Annotated in this window: 16 protein-coding genes; 7 read left to right on the top strand and 9 right to left on the bottom strand. The window is 41.9% G+C overall.

Annotation, left to right across the window (positions count from 1 at the left end):
* Positions 1-19: 19 nt before the first annotated feature.
* A complete protein-coding gene (locus Q0C11_RS01940) occupies positions 20-2,164 on the top strand; it encodes a hypothetical protein (protein ID WP_293005263.1) in 2,145 nt (714 codons plus the stop codon).
* Positions 2,165-2,266: 102 nt separating this feature from the next.
* On the opposite strand, the gene Q0C11_RS01945 is transcribed toward Q0C11_RS01940, so the two are convergent.
* Positions 2,267-4,468 (bottom strand): UvrD-helicase domain-containing protein, encoded by a 2,202-nt coding sequence (locus Q0C11_RS01945; protein WP_293005265.1) that lies wholly within the window; start codon positions 4,466-4,468, stop codon positions 2,267-2,269.
* A gap of 147 nt (positions 4,469-4,615) precedes the next feature.
* Complete coding sequence (locus Q0C11_RS01950; protein WP_293005267.1) at positions 4,616-5,485, bottom strand: phosphoribulokinase; 870 nt, start codon at positions 5,483-5,485, stop codon at positions 4,616-4,618.
* 548 nt (positions 5,486-6,033) lie between these two features.
* Here Q0C11_RS01950 and Q0C11_RS01955 point away from each other — a divergent pair.
* A complete protein-coding gene (locus Q0C11_RS01955) occupies positions 6,034-6,558 on the top strand; it encodes a hypothetical protein (protein ID WP_293005268.1) in 525 nt (174 codons plus the stop codon).
* A gap of 64 nt (positions 6,559-6,622) precedes the next feature.
* Positions 6,623-6,985 carry an exosortase system-associated protein, TIGR04073 family gene (locus Q0C11_RS01960; RefSeq protein ID WP_293005270.1) on the top strand — a complete coding sequence of 121 codons (363 nt, stop codon included), beginning with the start codon at positions 6,623-6,625 and terminating at the stop codon, positions 6,983-6,985.
* Positions 6,986-7,298: 313 nt separating this feature from the next.
* On the opposite strand, the gene Q0C11_RS01965 is transcribed toward Q0C11_RS01960, so the two are convergent.
* Positions 7,299-7,748 carry a hypothetical protein gene (locus Q0C11_RS01965; RefSeq protein ID WP_293005272.1) on the bottom strand — a complete coding sequence of 150 codons (450 nt, stop codon included), beginning with the start codon at positions 7,746-7,748 and terminating at the stop codon, positions 7,299-7,301.
* Between the two features lie 288 nt (positions 7,749-8,036).
* Complete coding sequence (locus Q0C11_RS01970; RefSeq protein ID WP_367273722.1) at positions 8,037-8,471, bottom strand: protein YgfX; 435 nt, start codon at positions 8,469-8,471, stop codon at positions 8,037-8,039.
* Between the two features lie 117 nt (positions 8,472-8,588).
* Here Q0C11_RS01970 and Q0C11_RS01975 point away from each other — a divergent pair, with 117 nt between their 5' ends.
* Positions 8,589-9,629, top strand: a complete 1,041-nt coding sequence (locus Q0C11_RS01975) for a folate-binding protein (protein ID WP_293005275.1) — start codon at positions 8,589-8,591, stop codon at positions 9,627-9,629.
* A 30-nt stretch (positions 9,630-9,659) separates the two neighbouring features.
* On the opposite strand, the gene Q0C11_RS01980 is transcribed toward Q0C11_RS01975, so the two are convergent.
* Positions 9,660-10,358 (bottom strand): DUF502 domain-containing protein, encoded by a 699-nt coding sequence (locus tag Q0C11_RS01980; protein ID WP_293005277.1) that lies wholly within the window; start codon positions 10,356-10,358, stop codon positions 9,660-9,662.
* Between the two features lie 494 nt (positions 10,359-10,852).
* Here Q0C11_RS01980 and Q0C11_RS01985 point away from each other — a divergent pair, with 494 nt between their 5' ends.
* From Q0C11_RS01985 to pnp, 3 genes are all read left to right on the top strand, one after another.
* Positions 10,853-12,316 carry a dynamin family protein gene (locus Q0C11_RS01985; protein WP_293005279.1) on the top strand — a complete coding sequence of 488 codons (1,464 nt, stop codon included), beginning with the start codon at positions 10,853-10,855 and terminating at the stop codon, positions 12,314-12,316.
* A gap of 398 nt (positions 12,317-12,714) precedes the next feature.
* Positions 12,715-12,984, top strand: coding sequence for a 30S ribosomal protein S15 (gene rpsO, locus Q0C11_RS01990; RefSeq protein WP_293005281.1), 270 nt, complete (start codon positions 12,715-12,717; stop codon positions 12,982-12,984).
* 134 nt (positions 12,985-13,118) lie between these two features.
* Complete coding sequence (gene pnp / locus Q0C11_RS01995; protein WP_293005283.1) at positions 13,119-15,248, top strand: polyribonucleotide nucleotidyltransferase; 2,130 nt, start codon at positions 13,119-13,121, stop codon at positions 15,246-15,248.
* A gap of 97 nt (positions 15,249-15,345) precedes the next feature.
* Here the strand turns inward: pnp and dksA are convergent, their stop codons facing one another.
* The 4 genes from dksA to grpE all read right to left on the bottom strand — a co-directional run bounded on the left by dksA (position 15,346) and on the right by grpE (position 19,852).
* The gene (gene dksA, locus Q0C11_RS02000; protein WP_293005285.1) at positions 15,346-15,771 is read right to left on the bottom strand and encodes an RNA polymerase-binding protein DksA; all 426 of its coding nucleotides are present in this window, start codon (positions 15,769-15,771) and stop codon (positions 15,346-15,348) included.
* 225 nt (positions 15,772-15,996) lie between these two features.
* The gene (dnaJ, locus tag Q0C11_RS02005) at positions 15,997-17,106 is read right to left on the bottom strand and encodes a molecular chaperone DnaJ (protein ID WP_293005287.1); all 1,110 of its coding nucleotides are present in this window, start codon (positions 17,104-17,106) and stop codon (positions 15,997-15,999) included.
* Positions 17,107-17,254: 148 nt separating this feature from the next.
* Positions 17,255-19,189 carry a molecular chaperone DnaK gene (dnaK, locus tag Q0C11_RS02010; RefSeq protein ID WP_293005288.1) on the bottom strand — a complete coding sequence of 645 codons (1,935 nt, stop codon included), beginning with the start codon at positions 19,187-19,189 and terminating at the stop codon, positions 17,255-17,257.
* A 69-nt stretch (positions 19,190-19,258) separates the two neighbouring features.
* Positions 19,259-19,852, bottom strand: coding sequence for a nucleotide exchange factor GrpE (grpE, locus tag Q0C11_RS02015; RefSeq protein ID WP_293005290.1), 594 nt, complete (start codon positions 19,850-19,852; stop codon positions 19,259-19,261).
* Between the last annotated feature and the right edge of the window lie 18 nt (positions 19,853-19,870).

The following is a 19,870-nucleotide window of genomic DNA, read 5'->3' on the forward strand; positions in this document are numbered from 1 at the left end:
AAACTTGAAGGATTAAACAATGCTATTTAAATTAAACAAAATTCAAATCAATGTCACGCGGCAAATTGCCGTGATTACCGCATTTTTCTTGTCAATTGGTATCATCGGCATGAATGCGCATGCGCACACGCCTCATGATATGGTATACGCATTTGCCGCATCACCTAATTATGCCAACGATGGAACGATGTTTCTTATAACCGATGGCGCATACACTGGCTGGCGTTACAATGAAATTCTGCGCTCAACTGACAGGGGACTTAGCTGGACCGATATTCCGAATGGAATGGATCATCCCTTCGAATATAGCGTTCTTCGCGTCTCACCGAAGTTTGCTAGCGATCAAACTGTTTTTGCGGGCCTCAAAGGCAAAGGCGGCATCTATCGATCAACAACACGGGGTGATTCCTGGGAGCCCTATAACACCGGACTTGCTGCTTGGAACATGATTGTAAGGCAAATGGAGGTTGCTGAATCCAGCTCGGGTTATGTGCTTTTTTTCGCTGATGCCAATGGAGCCCTTTTCCGCCGCGCCAACACCGATGCAAATTGGGTTCAGGTACTCGACAAAACCAATAAAGTAACTGTCATTGCGGTTTCACCGGACTATGCCACTGATAACACTTTAGTGATTGCAAGCAGTACGGGTTACTTACAAAAATCCACCAACGGAGGTAATGACTGGAGCGTGTTAGGGAACCCAACAGGATCCATCATCTACGATATGGTCATCGCACCAGGAAACGCTGCTGAAATATTCTTGGCTACTCCAAGCTTTGGGATTTTTTATAGCAGTGATGGAGGAAGTACATTCGTTAACAAAGGAACTAATCTCCCCAATGAAGCGATTAACAATATAGCGGTTTCACCAAACTACGCGATCGATCGCACAATATTTTGCACCAGCCTGACTCAATCGGTATTCAAATCCACAGACAGCGGCGATAATTGGACGCTGTTCAATTCTGGAGCCAAAATAACCAAACAGACATCATTACTCAATGAATTAACTGACTTGCAGGTATCTCGAACATACGCAACGGATAATACCATTTTTTTACCGGTATTCGATGGACTATTCTTATCGCAAAATGGTGGCAGCACATGGAAGCAAAGACAAAAAACACGAAGGGGCATATTGACTGGGCTTGCGTTATCTTCAAGTTTCAACAATGATCAAAAGATGATTGCCACAATGTATGTCGGAAGAAGCATAGCCATTTCTGGTGATGGCGGCACAATGTGGTCTACCAGTGGTTGGCCAAATCCAAAAGGACGGAAGATGAATTTTTTCGATTCTCAGATCGTAAAAAATCCCAACGGAACCCAAACAGTCATTTCTGCAACCGCTGGGCGTGTGGGGAACTCCACCAATTTTGGGGACAGTTGGACCGTTAAATTTGTGCCCCGATTTCCTGCCATAAATCCGGGTCTCGTCACTTTCACGACGCTGGCAGCATCACCGAACTTTGCTAACGATAAGGAGATTTATCTCGGCTCGAGATTTCATGGCGTACTGCAAACAAAAGACGCTGGAAAAACCTGGCGCTTGCAACATGGCGTTCCACTGAATCATCCAACTACAAGCGTGGCCGTATCACCCAATTATGCCAACGACCGCACTGCATTTGCCGCTACCCGCAGTGGACAAATATGGCGCACTCAGGATGGCGGAGATACGTTCTTACGCGTAGGCGCTAGTTCAATCATATCGACTGGATGGGTTGGGCAAAGATATACGTGGGTTGCAATATCTCCGCAGTTCGCAACCGATAATCTTGTACTTGTTGGTACAAATAATGGCATTTACCGCTCAATTGATGGCGGCACCACCTGGACAAAAGAAACCCATACTTCAGTTGGATCAAATGCCGTTATTCAACAAGTGGAATTTTCGCCAAACTTCGGCGCTGATCGAAAGGCCTTCGTTAATGTCCGTGGCAAAGGCCTATTTCGCGTGAACCTGAATGGTGCAGGAGCAGTAACTGCTTCTCTGAACACGACTTTATCACTACTTAAAAATGAGAATGTTCAATTCACCGAGTTCCAGATATCGCCCACCTACGCAGCGGATTCTACAATTCTAGGGGCGGCAAGAGAACGCATCTATAAGTCAACAGACGGTGGTTTAACTTGGGCAGTAGCAGGACTCCCGGATAATTGATAAGCTGATGATAAAACATAATCCCAAACGGTCTAGGCCGGGAGGGATTATCCGTAACTGAGTTTTTGTTGAAACTACACCTGCACAACAAGCGTTCCTTGTCTAAACTACCGTCAACTTTGCATATTCAAGCAATAACCATTTCATTCCAACGTGATCAAAATTTACCTGCACTCTCGCATCGCTGCCGCAACCTTCACAACTGACAATAACACCGACACCGAATTTCGCATGCATCACGTTCTGTCCGATTCTCCACGCGCTGCTAGCGGATCTTGATTGGATATTTGACGAAGCTCTTAATACGTTTGCAGCGGTTTGGTTGGCCGAATTTGAATAATAGGACGTATTCAGGCTCCTCGGTGTTGGCTGCAGCCACTTAAGGCAGCTTTGCGGAATTTCATCGAAAAAACGTGATGCAATGTTATATCGAGTTTGGCCATGTAACATTCGGCTTTGCGTAAAACTAAGATATAGCCGACGACGTGCGCGTGTCATGGCGACATACATTAAGCGCCTTTCCTCCGCGATACCATTACTTTCATTCAGGCTGTTTTCATGTGGGAAAAGCCCTTCCTCCATTCCACTCAGAAACACAGTGTGAAACTCCAGTCCTTTGGCTGCATGAACGGTCATCAGTTGCAGCGCATCCTGGCCGCTGCCGGCCTGATGCTCACCTGCTTCCAGCGAAGCATGCGCCAGAAACTCGGACAGACTGTCATTTTCAGCTTCATGCACAAAACTGGTTGCTGCGTTGATTAACTCATTTAAATTTTCTCGCCTTTCCTCACTTTCACGCTCTTTGGCGTAATGCAGCAATAACTCACTATGATTCAGCATCTGCTCCACAATCTGAGGCAACTGTAATTCGCCGCAGCTTTGACGCATCGTCACGATCAAAAATACAAACTTGGCAATGCCTTTTAAGGATTTCTGCGGTTCTTGCAGCAATGTCGTTTCACCACCACATTTTTGCAACGCCGCCGCCCACAGACTACTACTTCGGGCTTTGGCATCATCTTGTAATTGCTCCAGGCTACGGGCACCTATACCGCGCGCCGGAAAGTTAATGACGCGCAATAAAGCGCTATCATCATCAGGATTAGCAATTAAGCGTAAATAGGCTAATGCATGCTTGATTTCCTGGCGGTCAAAGAACCGCATGCCCCCATAGACACGATAGGGTATTGCAGCATTAAACAAGCTGTGTTCAAGCACCCGAGATTGCGCATTGGATCGGTACAGTAGCGCCATTTCTGATAAACCGATACCCTCCGCATGCAAGGTTTTGACTTCCTCAACAATAAATGCAGCTTCATCGAAATCATTTGACGCGTTGTAGACGCGCAACGGCTCGCCTCTTCCTTCTGCAGTCCAAAGATTTTTCCCCAGACGCTCACTATTATTTTCAATCAATGCATTAGCTGCATCCAAGATATTGCCATGTGAACGGTAATTTTGCTCCAGCTTGATAACTTTGGTGATACCGAAATCATGCTCAAACTCTTTCATGTTACCGCTGTACGCGCCGCGGAACGCATAAATACTTTGGTCATCGTCACCGACCGCAAAGACTGCTGCAGCATTCTTGGTTCCTGTTCCTGCCAGCAATTTCAGCCATTTATACTGCAATGGATTAGTATCCTGAAATTCATCCACCAAAATATGATTGAAACGCTCTCGGTAATGCTGGCATAAGATTTCATTGCGGCTCAGCAATTCATAACTGCGTAGCAGCAATTCGGCAAAATCCACAGCACCCTCTTTATGACATTGCTGCTCATATGCTTGATAAAATTCAAACATTTGGCGCGAGAAAACATCATCGATCGTGACATAGGCAGCCCGCAATCCAGATTCTTTGGCATTATTGATAAACCACTGTACTTGACGCGGCGGGAATTTCTTATCGTCAGCGGACAAACTTTTCAGAATACGCTTAATTGAAGCTAATTGATCAGCAGAATCCAGAATCTGAAACGCCTGAAGCAAACCTGCATCTTGATAATGGGTACGCAACATGCGGTGACACAGCCCATGAAATGTTCCGATCCACATTCCGCGCGGATTAATCGGCAGCATAGCTGTAATCCGCGCCAGCATCTCCTTGGCGGCTTTATTGGTAAACGTTACAGCTAGAATGCCATGCGGATTTACTTGCCCTGATTGGATCAAATGTGCGACGCGCGTTGTCAATACGCGTGTCTTGCCGCTACCAGCGCCAGCCAGAACCAATACAGACTGGTGCGGCAGCGTAATCGCCTCCAGTTGCTGCGGATTCAGGTCGGACAATAGAGAAGTCATGGACCAATAAAGTCTAGTATAGCCTGAGCATATTTGAAGACAACTGTATGAATTGAATTTCTAACACTTTGACTAATCCAGAATCCGATAAATGAATATCAACATATTATCGCGACTCATGAATTAATCGAAGTTGATCAAAAATTGTTAGGCTCTACTTTTAGCGACAATATTCAGAATTACTGGTGTCAGTATGAGTTCAATCGCCATACCCATTTTCCCACCGGGAACAACAATAGTATTCGGACGCGACATGAACGAGTCATGAATCATTCTCAACAAGAAAGGAAAATCCGCCATCCCTGGATTTCTAAAACGAATTACAACGAGACTTTCATCCAGCGTTGGAATTTCACGTGCAATAAACGGATTGGACGTATCAACCGTAGGTACACGTTGGAAGTTGATATGTGTTCGAGAAAATTGCGGTGTGATGTAATGCACGTAATCATGCATACGGCGCAGAATGGTGTGAGTTACTGCTTCCGTTGAATAACCTCGCGCACTGGTGTCGCGAAATATTTTCTGAATCCATTCCAGATTAACAATCGGAACCACGCCAACTAGCAAATCCACGTACTTGGCAACATCGGCCGAATCACTTTTAGCGCCACCGTGCAATCCCTCATAAAACAATAAGTCGGAGCCCGCTGGAATCGGTGACCATGGAGTAAACGTACCAGCTTTTTGCTGCCATGGACTGGCTTCTTCATCGTTATGTAAATATAGGCGCGTCTGGCCGCTGCCGTTATTGCTATATTCCTTAAATAACGCTTCCAACTTCTCAAATTCATTGGCTTCCGGGCCAAAATGACTGATCGGACGCCCATTATTTTTTTCTGATTCCGCCACAGCTAATTTCATCGCATCGCGATCATAGCGATGAAAGCTATCGCCTTCTACAATAACCGCTTTTAGTTTCTCGCGACGGAAAATATGTTCAAAACTGGATTTTACCGTTGAGGTGCCTGCACCTGACGATCCGGTAACGGCGATAACCGGGTGTTTTTGCGACATTCGAATTTTCTCCTAAAAAATACATTTATCGTACCAAGCAAGGTACAGGGTAATTCTATTTTGTGTATGATACTTCTTTCTCGTCTGATTTGGCAGCGAGGATTAAATTTTTTGATGCTATCAGTTCAAAGCAACCGCATTAAACTGGTAGCATTTTTATCAAGCTAGGTTAACTGTGCACTAATAACAAGTATATTGTATACCAAGAGTCCACAGTAATCGTCGTCTGCGGCCACTTATATTAGAAGGACATGTAAAGTATAGCGGCCGTTGATTATCATTTTATTCCCCTTTTTATAAGGAATCCGGTATCAATGATTTTGCATCGACTGAAACTTTTATATGATATCTGACATGAAGAAACCACAGCTTCAATGAACAGGATTATCAAACGAATAATAACTCAGTATCATTTTGAGCTAGAATATATAATCAGGCAGGACTATTGAATCGTCTTTCATCAAAAATCTTGCGCAAGACAACTGAAATTCAATTTTTTACAACAAGATACATAAACACACATTAAGATAAGAACATAGGAGTCAACTGTGCACTCGATTGTACCTATTACCATGGCACTTGGTGTCATTCTGTTTTCTGTAGGAATAATTGCTCAAACCTGGCTTGGTTTTCAACGAATTAATCGTATAAAACTGCTCGGAAAAGAATATCAGCGCTGGCGCTTTGTCTTAGCTACAGTGGGTTCCGGTGTAGCATTGATTATGCTATCAGTAATGCTACCTAAATACATTACCTACGAACCGATACAAGACGAAAAATCAATCCAGCCTGCATTATCTGGTAACCTGAAATTTGAATTGGAGTCCATTTTATTTAGTCTGAACCTTAATGAAGATGGCATACTGAAAGCCATTAATCGTTTCCAAACGGAATATCAGGAAGCGTCGCAGCGAAATGATAAAAGCACGATGGATCTCCTGATTCTAGAAATGGCTTATAGGATCAGAACAGAGCTACAAAAACGTGATTATCCGGAGCAACAGATCGAACGCGAAATTGAGAAAATTACAAACGTTCTGAAACAATCAACCAAAGTGGAAAACCGCAAATAGAAAACCTTTATTTCTGTACAATAAATGTTGCATATTCAAATAACTTTCTTAAGGAATCATTATCATGAAAAAAGTAATTCAGATGCTGATAATCACATTTGCGATTTCACTGACTGCAACTAATTCTGCGCTTGCTCATCAGTACCCTGATAAAGTAGTTGAAAAATTAGGCAATGGTCTTGCGAATGCTGTAACTGGCGTAGCTGAAATACCTAAGACTATTAGTATAGTTGGCAATAAAGATGGTGTCGTCCACGGCATGACAATTGGATTTATTACAGGCATCGCCAATGCAGTTGGTCGCTCACTCAGTGGTGCGTTCGATATTGCAACATTCCTGATCCCTACGACATCTTTTGTTAAGCCAGCGTATATTTGGGAGGATTTTAGCCGGGAAACGACTTTCGTTGAAGCAAAAATGCGCTAATGCAACTTTGTTCATCTATCATGGCTAACCAAAGTGGCAACTGGCCATGATAGAACATAGAAAACTAGGCACTTAGTCGCCGACTCAGATTTATTACCACTAAATTCAGAATTAATTAAGGTTAAGAATCATTGGTATTGAATTTTTCATAAAAAATACAAAAGCCGCAATTAAACATACGGATTGATCTATACTGAGCTACCAATAATTTGGAAAAATAGCAATTCGACTTGTGACTGTTGTAGATGTGCTTCCCAAGGCACAGTCAAATTTATTTTTTGTTCAGTAACAAGTATGCGCGCAGCGCAGAAATTCAGATCGAATCTCCAATAGTTGCCGGTGGTGAATCTGCAACAAGACATTCACTGAATTCATAACTACCCATCCCTTCAGCTAATCCATCACTTTCAACTAGAACAAAGCTTACACAATCTTTCTTTTTGGAAAAATACTGATACTTATCCGGGCGTCCTTCTTGCGGCAAAGCAACTTCATAAAAAAGGCCTCCCTTCACCCACCATCTACCTGATTCAGTAAAACTCTTTGTAGTGTCGTCTAGCTCGGTAAAACTGAAATCAATCGTATATGTACCATCAGCATTTCGTATTTGAGTCCATTTCTTTACAGTTCCACTTTCTTCCACATACTCACCTTCCCATACTCCAATCAGCTTGACATCAATAAATGAACGTTGATTTATAGCCGTGATGGCGTTACAACCAAGCAAACTTATTGTTAGAAGCATTAAAAAGAATCGTTTCATTACTGCGTATATTTTGAATTAAAAACCATTTGCCCTATCACCGTGACATTACTAGCAAGTTCGAATACTTAATCTACCAAGTATAGAAGGCTCTCTGTCGTCTTTTGTGTAGGATATCAAAAATGATTTTTAATAGTGCAAATAAATAGTAGTGAAACATCAGAAATCTTATGGATTGAACATAACATAATGTAGAACATAATAGCTTTGAGTGTTGTTCATCGATAAAAGACTGTACCATCCATTACGCTTCTGTTTGGGAAATACAATTACATTTAGAACATAATCTTATTTATCGTCTCGCCATTTCCAAAGAAGCCAGACTCTTAATTTTCTATGCATATCAACATCAATACCATCGGGTAATATCACAACACTACAGGGAAAAAATTCACCTTCAGGCTGAAGGTTTAACACCACTAAATAAGGCGCAACAAAAGTACTTCCCAGTACACCACAAGTAGTCGTTTTGCCGGACCGGGTGGTCAACGTACATCGCATCTTTTCAGATAGCGTAAAAGAAATTACAGCCTCATTGGCACAAAGCAAAGCATCACGGCACAAATAATAAGCCAGACTAATCACCAGTAAGATAACAATGAACATTTTGACTCCCAAGGAAAGTAGCAGCGGCCACAATAAAATAGCTGTTGCAATATGAGCCAGACTCAACATCGCTGCAAGCCAAAATGAGGATTTACGGTGAATAGTTAAAACCGCCATATTGATTACGTAACCCTCAATTATTGATGAGTAATAACAATTCCATTCGCTGCTTCTTGAATCAACCTGGGCACGATACCGTATAATCAAGCCTATATTTATTTTTGAACTATTGGTATGAATCCTGTTTGGCGAATTTATTTACATGATCAGCATGCTGTCATTGAGAATAATCACGTATTGCATTTTGGCGATATTGCTATTGAACTTAGCGATACGCAAAACAAAACGATTATGACAGATCTTTCACATCGCGGATTAATTCAATTCTCCGGAGATGATGCAAAAAATTTTTTACAAAGCCAGCTTAGTTGCGATATTCTGGAAGTCAGTGAAGAAATAGCGCAGTACGGAAGTTATTGCACCCCTAAAGGCCGAGTTTTGGCAAGCTTTTTACTTTGGCAAAAAAAACAAGATGTGCTTATGCAATTACCTGCTAACTTGGTTGCTGCCACGATAAAACGTTTATCTCCTTATATACTACGCTCAAAAGTACAGCTGACCGATATGAGCAATACCTGGATTCGAATTGGTATCGCTGGTCCCAATGCTTCTACATTAGCAACCGAACTTTCCCGATCTGCAAATAATTCGGATCAAATAATTGATGTCACACATACAAAAGAAATCAACTTGTTTCATGTTGCACATAACCGTATGGAACTGATCACATCGATTGAAAATGCACCTGCTGTTTGGGAGCGTCTTAGTCAAAATGCCAAACCTGTTGGCACAGCTTGCTGGGATTGGTTAGATATTCAGTCAGGTATTCCGGTTATTCTGCCAGAAACCCAAGAAGCATTCTTGCCGCAAATGATCAATCTGGATGCAATTGGTGGGGTCAGTTTTAAAAAGGGCTGTTATCCCGGGCAAGAAATTGTTGCACGAACACGGTATCTCGGCAAGCTTAAACGTCGTATGTTTCTAGTACATTTAGCCACTACGGAAACAATTAAGGCTGGCGATGCGCTCTATAGTGCAGACATGGCTGACCAGCCCTGCGGCAATATTGTCAATATCGCACCATCGCCGTGCGGAGGACATGATGCGTTGGCGGTCATCCAGCAAAATAGCGCGGATATCAGCAATATTCATTGGCAATCATTGCAAGGTCCGATACTAGAAATCAAATCACTGCCTTACACATTGCCAGCATAGAAGAGGGTGCCGAAATATTCGTGCTGTTTATTAAAGGTTGTCAGAGTGTTCGGATTGCTTTTTTTGAGAGAATCGTAAGCTTTCTGGTGCAGTGGTGCCTCCAGTGACAACAAAAGTCATAGCTTCTTCTGTTGTCCAGTCTGTCATTATGACATCCTCTACCGGCAAGATTTCAATATAGCCTGATGTGGGATTAGGTGAAGTCGGAACATAGACAATAGCTAATTTCTTATTGCTACCCTTATCCTGCATAATTTTGGTAATAAAACCAATCGCCTTCATTTCTGAAGATGGGAAATTAATTAATACAACGCGTTGCCCGGTAACAGCCGGTTGACTTATAGTATTTAAGAATCGCTTGGTGGCACCATAAATCGTTTGCACCAAAGGCAATCGCGCCAATATCTTTTCATAAATATCAATAACTTTCTTACCAAGAACAAAAGACGCTAACAATCCGATTCCATATAGACTGATTATTGTTAACAATGCGGCAACTGCATGCTGAAAATAGAAATCCAGCAACCAGCTAGCAGCAGTATCTGAAAATGGGCGTATAGCACGTGCCGTGGCTTTTAATAGAGGAGCTCCGATCTGCGCCAACAAATTCAATAAAAAATCAAACACCAACCAAGTAACCCACAACGGCGCCACTGTAAGGAAACCTATTAATATATAACGACCTAGATGTGCAGAGCGCACTTCACCTCGTTCGCGATTATTTTTCATCGCCATGTTTCAAAATTTCCCATAGTTGAAAAACAAGTTCTCCTAAAACTTTTTAACCTGTAATGCACCACAAATAACCAGAGCTCAATCGAATCCTGGAATCCTGGAATCCTGGAATCCTGGAATCCTGGAATCCTGGAATCCTGGAATCCTGGAATCCTTATTAGGTCATGAGATAATTTCAATTTCTAAAAATCAAGTATCAATATTAAGAATATGATTTACTGACAAGCTATCATTGTTCTTGATAGAATCACGAGGTCAGCCGTTTTCGATTAACATTAAGTCTGCATTAATGCGTTTAACTCAGTGCGATGTGAGTATCTTTTTACTGTGTGTATATAGAATAGTCCAGTGAACTTGCATTCCTCTTATAGAAGTTCAAATAACTCATTAGAAAAAGTTAATTACAGACAAGCAAAATGAATTTACTAAAATTCATCATCTATTACATGCTCAGAATACACTTTTTATAAAAACGAAAAGGGATTGTTATGTCACACAACTCGACCCAAATTAATAAGCACCTGAAAAGTCTACAAAAACACCTTGTCGATGAACACCCAGACAATCCGACTCTGGCCAATGCGGTAAAAAGTTTCAGGAAAATGGACTATGTAGGTCAAAGCATGGGGCTGATTAATAAAGATGAATCTTATGCGACATGTGTGACATGGTGGCCCATGATTGCAGTATTGGGTACATTTTCTGCGGGCAAATCAACCTATATTAATTCTTACTTGAATATGCCGCTGCAACGTACTGGCAATCAGGCTGTTGATGATAAATTCACAGTAATTTGCTTCAGCCGCCACAATGAAGCAAAAACTCTTCCTGGTATTGCACTTGATGCAGATCCACGATTCCCATTTTTTCAGATTAGCCGCAGTATTGATGAGATATCTGAAGCCGGGCAAGAACGTATCGATGCTTATTTACAATTAAAAACCTGTCCATCTGAAAACATACGCGGGAAAATTATCATTGATTCTCCAGGTTTTGATGCTGACAATCAGCGTGCGTCTACATTGCGCTTAACTCAGCACATCATCAATTTATCAGATCTTGTGTTGGTGTTTTTTGATGCACGCCACCCAGAACCCAAAGCCATGCAAGATACATTGGCTTACCTAGTATCTGCCAGTGTAAACCGGGCTGATGCTAATAAATTTCTATACATTCTGAATCAAATCGATGTTACCGCACAAGAAGATAATCCTGAAGAAGTTGTATCAGCTTGGCAACGCTCTCTCGCAGAAGTAGGGCTAATCAGTGGACGATTTTATCGTATTTATAATCCAAGCGCGGCTGTTCCAATCGCTAATCAGCATGTTCGAGAACGCTTTGAGAAAAAGCGTGAAGAAGATATGGCGGATATCGATGCACGGATGCACCAAATCGAAGTGGAACGTTCGTACCGAATCGTCGGAAAACTTGAACAAACCGCAAAAGATATAAAAAATAAAAAGGTTAATAAACTCTCTGAAATGTTAAAACAGTGGAAAGGTAAAGTCATCCTTTTTGATGGATTGGTATTCGGCACTCTGGCAATATTGGCAGGTACCGTCTTGACTATGAACGAATCTTGGAGTCTTCTCAAAACATTTCAGACTCAACTCATGCAAGGCGAAACCTCAGCAGTTGTTATTGCAGCATTTCTTTTGATTGGTATCATTTATGTACATTTTTCTATCCGACGTACTGTTGCCAATCGATTGCTGAAAAAACTGGGTAGAGAGTTGGGAAATGACCATGAAACATTTAAACAATATCTACATGCATTCAACAAAAGCACAGCAGCATATCGCCCAATGTTGCTAAAAAATCCTGCAGGTTGGAATGAAATTACACAACAAACAATTGATGAAGTTATTAACGAAGCTAACGATTACATTCAGGCGTTAAATGATCAGTTCACTAATCCCTCAGGTAATGGAGGTAAAAACTCACAAGCATAAAGATTTGTTGAATTCAGGATCATAGAGAATTTAATGACAGCTTATCTACATCAAGTTTAATTCCATCATCTTTTCTTTATTTATCCGACTAACAAACAAAAAAATGCTACCCATGTGTACCACGTATTTAATACCGTTGTTACTCAGAATTAGAATTTATTGCAGTGCGCTCCATATAAGTTCTGGAGTATTTTACGGCACAGTAATGTTCACTATAAAGTGAGTCAAGAATTATCACAACTTGTCGCTTACTCATGACCATATTTATTTTTGTAATCATCACCGCCAATTATTGTCTCGAAACTTAGTGCAATATACCTTATCTGGTTTGGACAAGCGCAATATTAAAGAGTAAAATTCGGGGCTTTTAAAGAAGGTAATTCCAATCGGAGAAATTTATGTCAGTTACAATCGACCAAAAAGCACAGGTAGTGCGAGACTATCAAAGAGCCGAAGGAGATACTGGCTCTCCAGAAGTTCAGGTTGCACTTTTAACAGCCAGAATCAATGACTTGATAGGGCACTTCAAGATTCATGTTAAGGATCACCACTCCCGCCGCGGCTTACTGCGCATGGTCGGTCGTCGTCGCAAGCTACTTGATTATTTAAAACAACGTAATACAGACACCTATCAAACATTGATAGAACGACTTGGTTTACGTAAATAAATGTATTTTCATATACTGGGTTGGCAGCTATCCGAACAAATCGCTCCCCATCTAAGCTGTCATGCAATCAATACGTTGGCTTGCAGGTAATTCAAAATTTGGAAAATTTACTCAAAAGGAAAAAGGATTATTAATTGAAATCTATAAAGAAGAGTGTTACCTACGGACGGCATCAACTTACACTGGAAACAGGTGAAATAGCTAGGCAAGCACATGGCGCCGTAGTGGTTACGATGGATGATACCGTAGTACTTGTCACCGTTGTGGGTGCAAAAAATGTAAAACCCGGTCAGGACTTTTTCCCACTTACCGTTGATTACCAAGAAAGATCTTATGCAGCTGGTAGAATACCAGGCAGTTTTTTTAAGCGTGAAGGCCGTCCATCCGAAAAGGAAACATTAACTTCGCGATTAATTGATCGCCCTATCCGTCCTCTTTTCCCCGAAGGCTTCTATAACGAGGTACAAATAGTAGCCACTGTCATGTCGGCTGACAATGAAATAGATCCTGATATTCCTGCGATTATTGGTACATCTGCTGCGCTAACTCTCTCCGGGATCCCCTTTGATGGACCTCTCGGTGCAGCGCGCATTGGCTACGTCAATAATGAGTATGTCTTAAACCCAACCACTTCAGAACTTAAAGATACACAATTAAATCTGGTCGTTGCAGGAACACAACATGCAGTTCTGATGGTTGAATCCGAAGCTGTAGAGCTGTCGGAAGATATTATGCTTGGCGCTGTAACGTATGGCCACGAGCAAATGCAAATTGTTATTAATGCAGTCAATGAATTTGCTGATGAAGCAGGAGTGACCGCATGGGATTGGGCACCACCAGAAAAAGACATCGCATTTGAAGAAAGAATTGCTAGTATGGCAGAAGCTGAATTACGACAAGCATACAAGATAAAACAAAAACAAGCCCGTTCTGAAGCAATCAAAGCAACTAGAGAACGTATATCGAATGAACTTGAGGTCGGCACAGAGAACGGGCCAGAATTACAAGTTTTTATGGAAGCATTTTTTTCACTGGAATCAAAAATCGTCCGCAATCAAATACTGGATGGCGAGCCTCGTATCGATGGTCGCGGTACCCGCACAGTCAGAGCTATAACGATTCGTAATGGTGTATTACCTCGAACACATGGTTCGGCACTCTTTACTCGTGGAGAAACGCAAGCACTGGCTATTGCTACTTTAGGCACCGCGCGTGACGAGCAAAAAATTGATTCACTACAAGGTGACTATAACGAACGATTCATGCTGCACTATAATATGCCTCCTTATGCCACAGGGGAAACAGGTCGCGTTGGCACACCCAAGCGCCGTGAGATCGGTCATGGACGCTTGGCTAAACGCGCTCTTGTCGCCGTTCTTCCCTCGCCTGAAGAGTTCGGTTATTCTTTACGAGTTGTATCTGAAATTACCGAGTCCAATGGCTCTAGCTCAATGGCTTCTGTTTGTGGCGGCTGTCTCGCACTGATGGATGCAGGTGTACCATTAAAAGCTCATGTCGCAGGTATTGCCATGGGATTAATTAAAGATGGAAACCGCTTTGCGGTCCTTACGGATATTCTCGGCGATGAAGATCATCTGGGTGATATGGATTTTAAAGTTGCCGGCACCGAAAAAGGTATTACCGCGTTACAAATGGATATTAAGATACAAGGCATAACCCAAGAAATCATGCATGCAGCATTGATACAAGCTCATGAAGGAAGGATGCATATTCTGCAAATTATGAAACAAGCATTACCTTCAACTCGTGAAGATATCTCGGTGCATGCGCCTCGTATCATTAGACTCAAAATCAATCCAGAAAAGATTCGTGACGTAATCGGTAAAGGCGGTGCTGTCATTCGTGCGCTTACAGAAGAAACAGGAACCACGATTGATATCACCGATGATGGCCAGGTAACAATTGCATGCGTCAATGCCGAAGGCGGTGAAATTGCAAAAAAACGTATTGAAGATATTACTGCAGAAGTTGAAGTTGGAAAAATTTATGATGGTGTAGTTTTAAAACTGCTTGACTTTGGAGCTATAGTGAGTGTCCTGCCTGGTAAAGATGGGTTACTTCATATTTCCCAGATTGCCAATGAACGAGTCAATAACGTTTCTGATCACCTTAACGAAGGCCAGCAGGTACGCGTTAAAGTTCTTGAGGCTGACGACAAAGGAAGGCTGCGATTAAGTATGAAAGCTGTATCTTCTGATGGAAATCAACCTGACTCTAATCCTGTTGCGGAAGAAGAGTCGTGAGATAAAATTTCTCACTTAAATATACCAAAAAACCCTGCATTCTTACAGGGTTTTCATTAACTTACAATGACTTAGCTTTATATTATTACTTATTACGCTATTTAGCTATCTGTCTCTCACGCATTTCATCCAATGTCTTGCAATCAATACAAAGCGTAGCTGTCGGCCTAGCTTCAAGTCTTTTTAATCCAATTTCTACACCGCAGCTCTCACAATAGCCATAATCCTCAGAATCAATCTTACCAATAATTTCATCTATCTTTTTAATGAGCTTGCGTTCACGGTCACGATTGCGCAACTCAAGCGTCATGTCAGACTCTTGACTTGCACGATCATTAGGATCAGCAAAAACTGTTGCTTCATCCTGCATAGTATGAACAGCACGATCAATCTCTTGACTAAGTTCAATTTTCATACCTTCCAGTATTTTGCGGAAATGCAACAACTGATCAGGACTCATATATTCTTCACCTGATTTTGGTTCATAGGGAGTCACTTGTTTACTTTGTAGTTCTTTTGGCATCTTTTAAGGCTCCTATCGCTTCCAGTAGTGGTAGTATAAAAATTTTGTACTAATATCAGAAAACACGTAATATAACAAGTCATTTATCTCTATTCTTCACAAATAATATTTCATCAGTAAAAAATTCAGACAATATGGTAGAAAATCAACACCATTACAGATACATCAATCAATTTCTCGGAGTATTTCACACATAGCGGATCTGAATAATTAGATCGCCTTGTGTTATTCCGAAAAAAATTCTCGCGCTTTATCCATCCATGATTTAGCACGAGGACTGTGGCGAGGCCCATCTTTTAGACTGATTGATTCCAGTTCTTCCAATAATTCTTTTTGACGCGCGGTCAACTTAACCGGAGTTTCTACGGCAACATGGCAAAGTAAATCCCCTTTATCATGGCTACGCACACCTTTGATCCCTTTACCACGCAAACGAAAAATTTTACCCGTCTGAGTTTCTTCCGGCACCTTAATCTTAGCGTGCCCATCAAGTGTAGGCACTTCAATTTCTCCTCCTAATGCGGCCACTGTATAACTGATTGGTATTTCACAGTGCAAATTATCCCCATCACGACGAAAAACAGAATGCGCCGATAGGTGAACCACTACATAGAGATCACCCGATGGACCACCATTCACACCAGCTTCCCCTTCTCCAGAAATACGGATGCGATCACCATCATCGACACCCACCGGTATTTTTACATTGAGTGTTTTTTGTTGTTTAATTCGTCCTACCCCATGACACGATGCACAAGGATTCGCTATTACTTTTCCGCTGCCATGACATTTAGGGCAAGTTTGCTGAATAGAGAAAAAACCCTGTTGCATTCTTACCTGTCCATGACCATTACAAGTAGAACAGGTTTTCGGCGAGCTCCCCGGCTTGGATCCGCTGCCATGGCAAGTATCACAATTTTCCATCGTCGGAATACGAATTTTCGTTTCAGTCCCATGTGCAGCCTGCTCCAAAGTAATTTCCAGGTTATAGCGTAAATCGGAACCACGATGCATATTTGAACGCGCGCTACGGCCACCAAAAATATCCCCGAAAATATCACTGAATGCATCACTGAAACCTTGTGCACCGCCTCCACCAGCTGCATTCGTATCGACACCCGCATGACCAAATTGATCATAAGCTGCGCGTTTATTCGAATCTGTCAATATTTCATAAGCTTCCTTGGCTTCTTTAAACATTTCTTCCGATTTAACATCGCCTGCATTCCGATCGGGATGATATTTCATTGCCAACTTACGATAAGCTTTTTTTATTGTATTTTCGTCGGCATCACGACTGACACCGAGAACATGATAGTAATCGCGCTTACTCATATTGATTTCCTGCCGCTGTAATTAATTTCATGGAGTTTGAGTTTATACGATGTTTCTAATTTCGCATCAAATACTAAAGCGCAGAACACGCAGAAGAGATTCAAAATTCTCATCATGCGCTTCTGCGCCCAGTATGTGTTAACAAAAATTATTTCTTATTCTTAACTTCTTCAAATTCTGCGTCTACCACTTCGCCTTCGACAGGCTTTTCGCTATGGCTAGAAGCAGATTCTGATCCAGCCTGCGCTTGTGGCTCCTGCTGATCTTTTTGCTGATACATCTTCTCAGCCAATTTATGCGCTGCTTCGGTCAAAGCTTGGGTTTTTGCATCAATTTCGTCTTTATCATCAGTCTTGAGCACATCTTCAGCATCTTTCAATGCAGTCTCAATTTTGGTTTTTTCATCACTACCTAACTGATCACCATACTCTTTCAAGGATTTCTTAACAGAATGGATCATCGCATCACACTGATTGCGACTGGAAATCAACTCTAATGCTTTGTGATCCTCTTCAGCATGCGCCTCTGCATCTTTTACCATCCGATCAATTTCTTCATCCGACAAGCCAGAACTTGCCTGAATTTTAATCTTATTTTCTTTACCGGTCGCTTTATCTTTAGCAGAGACGTGCAAAATACCATTGGCATCAATATCAAACGTCACTTCAATTTGCGGCATACCTCGTGGCGATGATGGAATATCACTCAAATTAAATTGCCCCAAGCTTTTATTGCCAGAAGCCATCTCACGTTCACCCTGTAATACATGAATCGTTACCGCAGTCTGATTATCTTCCGCGGTGGAAAATACCTGTTGCGCCTTAGTTGGAATAGTAGTGTTTTTCTGAATCAGCTTGGTCATTACACCACCCAATGTTTCGATACCCAGTGATAAAGGTGTCACATCAAGTAACAGAACATCCTTTACGTCCCCTTTCAACACGCCACCTTGAATGGCTGCACCCACAGCTACCGCTTCATCAGGATTAACATCCTTGCGTGGCTCTTTACCAAATATTTCCTTGACCTTATCCTGCACTTTTGGCATGCGCGTTTGTCCACCAACCAAAATCACATCGTCGATATCGGAGGCAGTCAGGCCAGCGTCTTTAATCGCCGTGCGACAAGGTCCAACGGTACGCTCTATCAAGTCTTCTACCAAGCTTTCCAATTTGGAACGAGTGATCTTAACGGCCAGATGTTTTGGCCCCGAAGCATCAGCAGTAATATAAGGCAAATTGACTTCGGTTTGCTGGCTGGATGACAATTCGATTTTGGTTTTCTCTGCAGCATCTTTCAAACGTTGCAATGCCAGCATGTCTTTCTTCAGATCAATACCACTTTCTTTCTTGAATTCATCCACCAGATATTCAATCACAAGCATATCAAAATCTTCACCACCTAGAAATGTATCACCATTGGTTGCCAGCACCTCAAACTGATGTTCGCCTTCAACTTCAGCGATTTCAATAATAGAAATATCAAAAGTACCACCACCCAAGTCGTACACTGCGATCTTACGATCACCTTCCTTCTTATCCAAACCAAATGCCAATGCTGCAGCCGTTGGCTCATTAATAATTCTCTTTACTTCCAAACCGGCAATTCTTCCCGCGTCTTTCGTTGCCTGACGTTGTGAGTCATTAAAATAAGCAGGTACCGTGATCACCGCCTCAGTCACCTCTTCACCCAGATAATCTTCGGCGGTTTTTTTCATTTTCATCAACACTTGCGCGGACACCTCTGGAGGCGCAATCTTCTTACCACGCACTTCTACCCATGCATCGTTGTTTTCGGCTTTGACAATGCTATATGGCACCATTTTGATATCCCGCTGCACCATATCTTCATCAAAACGTCGCCCAATAAGCCTCTTAACCGCAAATAAAGTATTTTTTGGATTGGTAATCGCCTGACGTTTAGCTGAAGCACCCACAAGCACTTCATTTTCTTCAGTGTAGGCGACAATAGAAGGCGTTGTCCGCGTACCTTCCGCATTTTCTATAACTTTAGGTTTGCCACTTTCCATCACAGCTACGCAAGAGTTGGTCGTACCTAAATCAATACCGATAATTTTTGCCATATTTAGATCCTTTTAAAGTGATTGTTCTGTCTGTCCATTGGTTTAGAAATGGAGATGCCTGATAAAAATTCAAGAACCTTGCGCTTTCGAAACCGAAACAAGTGCAGGACGAATAATACGATCATGCAACTTGTAGCCTTTCTGCATGACTTGGACGACCGTATTGGGAGCCGAATCCGAATCAACGATACACATTGCCTGGTGCTGATGGGGATCGAACTTTTCTCCAGCTGGATCAATCACCTTAATATTGAATTTTTCAAATACACTTATCAGCTGTTTTTGGGTTAAATCAATACCATTCTTGAAATTCTCTACACTGGCATTTTCAACTGCCAGTGCTGCTTCCAAGCTATCCATTACACCCAACAATTCTGTAGAAAAATTCTCGATGGCATATTTATGTGCATTTGTAATATCACTTTGTGAACGCTTGCGAATATTTTCCGTTTCCGCTTTTGCACGCATCCAAGCATCATGATGCTCGGCCGATTTGATCTCTGCTTCTTTCAACAACTGCTCGAGACTGGGTTGTGGGTCTTTAATTTCACCAGTTTGTATGGTTACATCGCTGGTTATTCCAGGAACATTGACTTCTTCTTTTACATCAGCTGTATCAGCTTGATTGCTTTCTGGGTTGTGTGTATTTTCTGGATTTTGCATCTTACCTCCAAATGAGTG

The organism is Nitrosomonas sp. (genome assembly GCF_022842015.1).
Taxonomy (GTDB): domain Bacteria; phylum Pseudomonadota; class Gammaproteobacteria; order Burkholderiales; family Nitrosomonadaceae; genus Nitrosomonas.